Genomic DNA, 6,107 nt, shown 5'->3' with positions numbered 1-6,107 from the left:
TTGCATGTATTAGGCATGCCGCCAGCGTTCGTCCTGAGCCAGGATCAAACTCTCCAATAAAGTATTGAAAAGAGCGATAAGCTCATTTTGAATCTGACGAGATTAAAAATCTCAATTGTGCTCCAGTCGATTCAAGCCAAGGCTTGTTTCGAACTTTCGCGTTCATTCTGCAAGCAGAATGTTTACTCACTCGTTGTTCAGTTTTCAAAGATCAAACATTCAATTTAGTGCTGTTTTTCATGTTGTCGTCGTTTCAGCGGCGACTTTTATAATATATCATGTTGAAGTTCTCTTTGCAAGCATTATTTTTCGATTATTTTCAATCGCTTCATTTTCATGCTTGTTTTGATGAACCGCTCCTAAAAATGGAACGAAAATTAATTTACCATATGAATTTAGAAAGGTCAACCCTTTTTCGACAAAAAGTATGAACCCCTCAATAATTTCACATTTTCATGGTTCAGAGGTACAGCACCCACTATTTAAGAGCCGCACCTCACTTCCACTACTGTAAATCGAATATATGACCAGCTTCAGCATTAAGGCTTCGACTTTTTCAGCTTCCCACCTCTTGCATACTTGGACAACTCTTTAGGCGGGGCAAAGCGTGCATACATGCGGAACACAGTCTTATATCGGCTCGCGATAGCATATTTGATCTCTTGGTCAAGACGATTATCACTTAGATCGAAAAGCATCTCATCTAATTCTTTACGCAGCACATAGTCTAGTTCCTTGCATTCCTTCTCGTTAAACAACATACCCAGCATTAGAGTTCTCCTTTTTGTGCATAGCCTCTTTATCACACTTACACAAGTTCCATGCAGCACCCCGTGCAATCGCTTTTTGTGAGTGCTGCTGGAACCCGTTTTATTGTTATGGTCAACTTTCTGAAAATTTATGAATGCCAACATGACAAAATTTTATCCTCTCACCAGAGTATACGTAAGTGTGCTTTCGATGATTGCTGCAACAAGAAGCAAGATGACAACCCAGAAGGATGCCGTTAACGTCCTATTCATGAATGCTTTCCACCGGGTACCCAACGTGTTTCGTTTATCACTTCCAAGTTGTACAAGACTTTTAATAACCAGACCACCAAACTTCAGTCCGAATGCGCAAGCAATAATAATGACCGGAATCTCAATAATGCCATGCGGAAGCAAGCCTTTAACCACAATATCATAGAAACTTGCGCCATAATTCATGGTGGTGTGCACTACAAATCCAAGGACCATCCCATTGATCAACAGGAAAATGACAGGCAGAATACCGAAAAATATACCGGCATAGATGACAAGCACACTTTTGATGGCATTATTGAAAAAGATAAACAGGAAGAAGTTCCATTGCACATTGCCCCCCTGCTCCAGCCGTTCACTGACTTCCCGTAATCCTCCGATTTGATTCAACAACAGTTCTTCCAGTGGCCCTGTACTCACCCATCCTGCCCCTATTCCAACAGCAAACAATACTACGGACCAGATTAATGCACTGCGGATGGAACCAAGATCTCTAAGAAATGTACTGAATTTTAACATAATAACCTCCTGTAGAATCTAAAATGATGGACAAACAAGGCGCCGTTACGAATAACTGGGGAGTACGAGCATACATTGGAGAGTAAACAAGCATTTCTTATGGGAGAGGGGCGCTTATTGAAATGAACTCGTTCTATGTATTTAGCGGCAAAAAGATTAAACGGTACCTGATTGTCCTCGTTGCTGCCATCTTTGCGATCGGTATTATTTATCTGGAGAGAGGCAATGTCTCCGTATTCTCGGAGGAAGCACCATCAGCCGTCTACAGCGTTCCAACCGAGAAGAAGGTAATTGCACTTACCTTTGACATTAGCTGGGGAGATAAACGGACAGAGCCGATTCTGAAAGTTCTTCAGGAGAATAAAGTGCAGAAGGCAACCTTTTTCCTTTCCTCCCCCTGGAGTAAGACACACCCCGAAATTGTTACTGCCATCAAAGAGGCAGGATATGAAATTGGCAGCCATGGTCACAGACATGAGAACTACAGCAGCCTGACCGAGGAAGAAATTCGCAAAGAAATTTCGACAGCTCATAGCATTTTAACCGATTTAACGGGAAAAGAACCGAAATTACTGCGTCTGCCCAACGGGGACTTTGACAAGCGTGTGCTTCAGGTAGCCAATAGTCTGAATTATCAGGTTGTTCAGTGGGATACCGACTCTTTGGATTGGAAAAACCCCGGAGTACAGACCATTGTTGATCGCGTAGTAAGCAAAGCACATCCAGGGGACATCGTACTGCTGCATGCAAGCGATTCGTCTAAACAAACTCATGAGGCACTTCCTGTCATTATCGACAAATTAAAAAATCAGGGCTATGAATTCGTAACCGTATCTGAATTGCTTAACCATTCCAGTGTGGAAGGTAAGGAAGTTCGTGATCAAGCCAGTGGTCAATAATTGGCAAATTGCTGGATCTAAAGCCTCATTACGAGCATAAAAGTTGAAAAGAGCTAACCAGGTTAGCTCTTTTTGGTATGTTTTATACTAAACGAAATTTATGCTCGACTTTCTTTCAGCTGTTCTGCCTTTCGACTTACGCTGCGCTTCGTTGATACATCCACAAGCCTGTGCAATATCAGCATTTGGTATGCATTACATAAGAGCAAGGGAACCACAATAAATATGGTTGCGGCATTCACATCAATACGCAGTACGCCAATCGTCTCCACTATGGTGACGGCAATCATGAAAAAGAGTGTAGGTACAAGCGCGGAGAGATGAGTCAGCTTTACTTTAACGTAAGCGGTAACAATTGCAGCTGCCAAAATAATGATACCCAACACAATATCCGACATACGCTCCCGGTCTCCACCAACAAACAGACGTAAAAACATCACGTCAAGCAGCGCTAGAACCGTTAGTACAATCTGCACGATCTGCCAACTACGCTTAGGAAATACACCTTTACCCATGTAATTCAATATCAGATATGCAAAGAAACCCATTTGTGAATACACGCTGATCATAACCCCTGATCCAAATAGGATCAAAAGATAAAGAAGAAAATCATTTAATCCATTTGTTTTCTCCCCGTTCACCAGCATCATAATCAATCCTGTACCTAATGCTCCCGCGGCCCCAATAAGCAAGGCTGTCCAAAACAGGAAAAACCATTTACGTAAATTCAAATGTTTTCCACCCCCGAGTGTTTATTTTACCAACCTTCTCAGCAAAAAACCATCATTGCTCAACATATTTCACCCTTTCCCATCACATACTACATCCAGTATCTAATCAAGGAGGGATTGTACACATGAAACGGCCTTTGTGGCAGCTATGCTGTGTCGTACTGGGGCTATCCGTCATGCTTGCCGGCTGCGGTTCAGATCAGAGTTCTTCGCCTCCTCAGGGCAGTTATAAAGAGATGAAAACAATGGTTGTAGATATTTTGAAAAGTGACGAAGGCAAGAAAGCGGTGGAGGAAGCTCTTACAGGTCAGAGCTCATCCAACGGAAGCAGCGGTTCGGAAGAAGGTGGCGGTTCGGGTGGTGCTTCGGGATCCATTGGTATGAAAATGTTAATGCCTGTGCAATCTTCGGAACAAATACGTATTGCAGTAAAAGATACCATCACAGCTCCCGAATATAAGAAGGAATTCGAAAAGATCATGACCGATCCGCAGTTTGCTGGTGAATTTGCCAAAGTGATCAACGCACAAAGTAAACAACTTCATATGCAATTGATTAAAGATCCCACCTATCAAAAGTCTGTTGAATCCATCATGAAGTCACCTGAAGTATCCAAGATGTTCATGGATATGACGAAGACTCCGGATTATCGTAAACAGACGATGACTGTCATGCAGGAAGTGATGCAAAACCCGTTGTTCCGCATGGAAGTACTCACTTTGCTCAAGAAGGTTGTGCAGGACGAATTGCAACCCAAAGTAGAAAGCGGCGGACAACAAGGGCAAGGGAAAGACGGACAGCAAGACGGTCAGGGCCAAGGTGGTAGTGATGGCGGAGATGGTGGAAGCAGTGGAGATTCGGGCAGCGGAGGATCATAAACAGTAGGTGTTAATACACACCTCAGATACTGAAAAGCCTGCATCCAAGTGGACGCAGGCTTTACTTGTATTTATACACTCATACCATTAGAATTTGGATTCAATGGACCGGGCAACTTCATCATAGATCGCCCCTATACGAGAATCTGCTTTGTAAACAGAAGGTGAGAAATCAGGCTCAGAAGGATGGTTATCCGGCGTGCCTAATGGAATTTGGGCAAGCAAGCTTGTATGCAGACTTTCCGCAAGTCTTCCCCCGCCTCCACGACCAAAGACATAATCCTTCTCGCCGCAACTGCCACATTCATAGTAAGCCATGTTCTCAATCACACCAAGTAACTCATGATCGGTCTGAATGGCCATCGCACCCGCACGTGCTGCGACAAAAGCTGCTGTTGCATGTGGCGTAGTAACAATAATTTCCTTGCTCTGTGGCAACAATTGATGCACATCCAAAGCGACATCTCCCGTACCTGGTGGCAAATCCAGTAACATATAATCCAATTCGCCCCACTGGACATCAGTAAAGAATTGACGCAGCATCCGACCGAGCATGGGTCCTCGCCAGATCACTGGATTGTTCTCCCGAATAAAGAAGCCCATGGACATGACTTTGACTCCAAAACGTTCAACCGTTTGTATAACGCCATCTTCAACGACCGGATATTCTTCAATCCCCATCATGTCGGGTACACTGAAGCCGTAGATATCCGCATCAATTAAGCCCACTTTCTTGCCTTGACGAGCCAAGGCAGCAGCGAGATTAACGGTCACCGTTGATTTACCAACGCCACCTTTACCACTGGCCACTGCAATAAAACGAACACCTGATTCAGGACTTAACAGCTCATGTCCATCTAGGCCCGCTGCGTGACCTTTTACGAGCACTTCGTCCCGATCCGGCTCTTCATTGGGTTGTCCCATATTCAGACTCTCACGATCATGCTCAGAAGCTGCACGCACACGAATATGTACATCCTTCAGTCCGTGCTGGGACAACAGATTACGCGCTGCATCACTCAAGGCTGTTGAATCCTCAGATCGATTTTCCAGTGTCACTATGGTCAGAGCCACATGATTTTCTTTCACCATAATATCTCGAACCCATTCCAGTTCGGTCAGACTTACTCCCAATTGTGGTTCTTGTAATGGCTGTAATAGTTCAAGTATCTGTTCTTTTGATAACATCAGACAGCACCTCAGCTTTATCTATTGGCATGTAATTAGGTATGCTGATCCAATTATATCATTACCTTTCTTATTCTGACTAACTTTTAGGTCGTTCTCCTGAGGAATATCTGAGAATCCCATTATAGATCGATGCAGCTACCTTGCGTTGATAAGCTTCATCGGCAAGCATACGTGCCTCTTCTGGATGAGAAAGGAAGCCCACTTCTACCAGTGCTGAAGGGATCTTCAGAGCCTGCAACAGATAAACTGTATTTACCGTTTTGGCGATTCGATCTGTATTCTCCAGATTACGAACCATTTCTTGTTGAAGCAGATTAGCCAAACCTTCGTTATCCGGATGGTTAGGTGTATAGAAAACCTGCGCTCCACTCCATCGGTTGGATGGGACACTGTTCATGTGAATGCTTATAAAGAGATCTGCTTGCTTATCCTCTATCCGCCGTACTCTTTGTTTCAGATCTTCCGTCTTGCGTTTGGAGTACCCCCTGGTGTCCGCTTCTGCCAAATCCGTGTCTATCTCTCGTGTCATAACCACCAAGGCCCCTGCCTGTTGCAAATAATCTCTCACATACAAGGCGATAGACAGGTTGATATCTTTTTCAATAACTCCCTGTTTACTTACCGCTCCTCCATCTGGACCTCCATGTCCTGCATCAATAGCAATGACTTTACCTGCCATCGGCAAACTCCAATAACCTGACGTCTTTGCGGAAGGCAGCTCATAGGACATGACCGCCACTAACATGGCCAACAGACAGAGGCTCAGCATGACCCTTTTGATTGTTTTTAACCTGATCCAGACTACAAAGTGTTTCCCCATATTTTTACGCATAAAAAAACCACCTCGTCCCTATAAATGACTCTAAT

The 6,107-nt window shown here is 44.0% G+C and carries 7 protein-coding genes and 1 rRNA gene; 2 read left to right on the top strand and 6 right to left on the bottom strand.

Annotated features, from left to right (window positions below):
• The 3 genes from AB4111_RS30330 to AB4111_RS30320 all read right to left on the bottom strand — a co-directional run.
• Positions 1-60, bottom strand: a 16S ribosomal RNA gene (locus tag AB4111_RS30330); the annotation flags it as partial.
• Positions 61-539: 479 nt separating this feature from the next.
• A complete protein-coding gene (locus AB4111_RS30325) occupies positions 540-770 on the bottom strand; it encodes a hypothetical protein (protein ID WP_017692114.1) in 231 nt (76 codons plus the stop codon).
• Positions 771-923: 153 nt separating this feature from the next.
• Positions 924-1,541 (bottom strand): stage II sporulation protein M, encoded by a 618-nt coding sequence (locus AB4111_RS30320; RefSeq protein WP_253441145.1) that lies wholly within the window; start codon positions 1,539-1,541, stop codon positions 924-926.
• A gap of 122 nt (positions 1,542-1,663) precedes the next feature.
• Here AB4111_RS30320 and pdaB point away from each other — a divergent pair, with 122 nt between their 5' ends.
• Positions 1,664-2,440 carry a polysaccharide deacetylase family sporulation protein PdaB gene (gene pdaB / locus AB4111_RS30315; RefSeq protein ID WP_036607219.1) on the top strand — a complete coding sequence of 259 codons (777 nt, stop codon included), beginning with the start codon at positions 1,664-1,666 and terminating at the stop codon, positions 2,438-2,440.
• A 98-nt stretch (positions 2,441-2,538) separates the two neighbouring features.
• Here the strand turns inward: pdaB and AB4111_RS30310 are convergent, their stop codons facing one another.
• On the bottom strand, positions 2,539-3,171 hold the full coding sequence (locus AB4111_RS30310; protein ID WP_442034983.1) for a KinB-signaling pathway activation protein: 633 nt from the start codon (positions 3,169-3,171) through the stop codon (positions 2,539-2,541).
• Between the two features lie 125 nt (positions 3,172-3,296).
• On the opposite strand from AB4111_RS30310, the gene gerD reads away from it, so the two are divergent.
• Positions 3,297-4,049, top strand: coding sequence for a spore germination lipoprotein GerD (gerD, locus tag AB4111_RS30305; RefSeq protein WP_442034981.1), 753 nt, complete (start codon positions 3,297-3,299; stop codon positions 4,047-4,049).
• A gap of 87 nt (positions 4,050-4,136) precedes the next feature.
• Here the strand turns inward: gerD and AB4111_RS30300 are convergent, their stop codons facing one another.
• On the bottom strand, positions 4,137-5,237 hold the full coding sequence (locus AB4111_RS30300; RefSeq protein WP_442034979.1) for a P-loop NTPase: 1,101 nt from the start codon (positions 5,235-5,237) through the stop codon (positions 4,137-4,139).
• Between the two features lie 79 nt (positions 5,238-5,316).
• Positions 5,317-6,072, bottom strand: coding sequence for an N-acetylmuramoyl-L-alanine amidase CwlD (gene cwlD / locus AB4111_RS30295; RefSeq protein WP_442034977.1), 756 nt, complete (start codon positions 6,070-6,072; stop codon positions 5,317-5,319).
• Positions 6,073-6,107 lie beyond the last annotated feature (35 nt).

Origin of the sequence: Paenibacillus sp. 2KB_22 (assembly GCF_052115745.1) — a bacterium.
Lineage (GTDB): Bacteria > Bacillota > Bacilli > Paenibacillales > Paenibacillaceae > Paenibacillus.
Note: the sequence above shows the minus strand (reverse complement) of the source record. Positions and strands in the feature narration are given on the sequence as shown.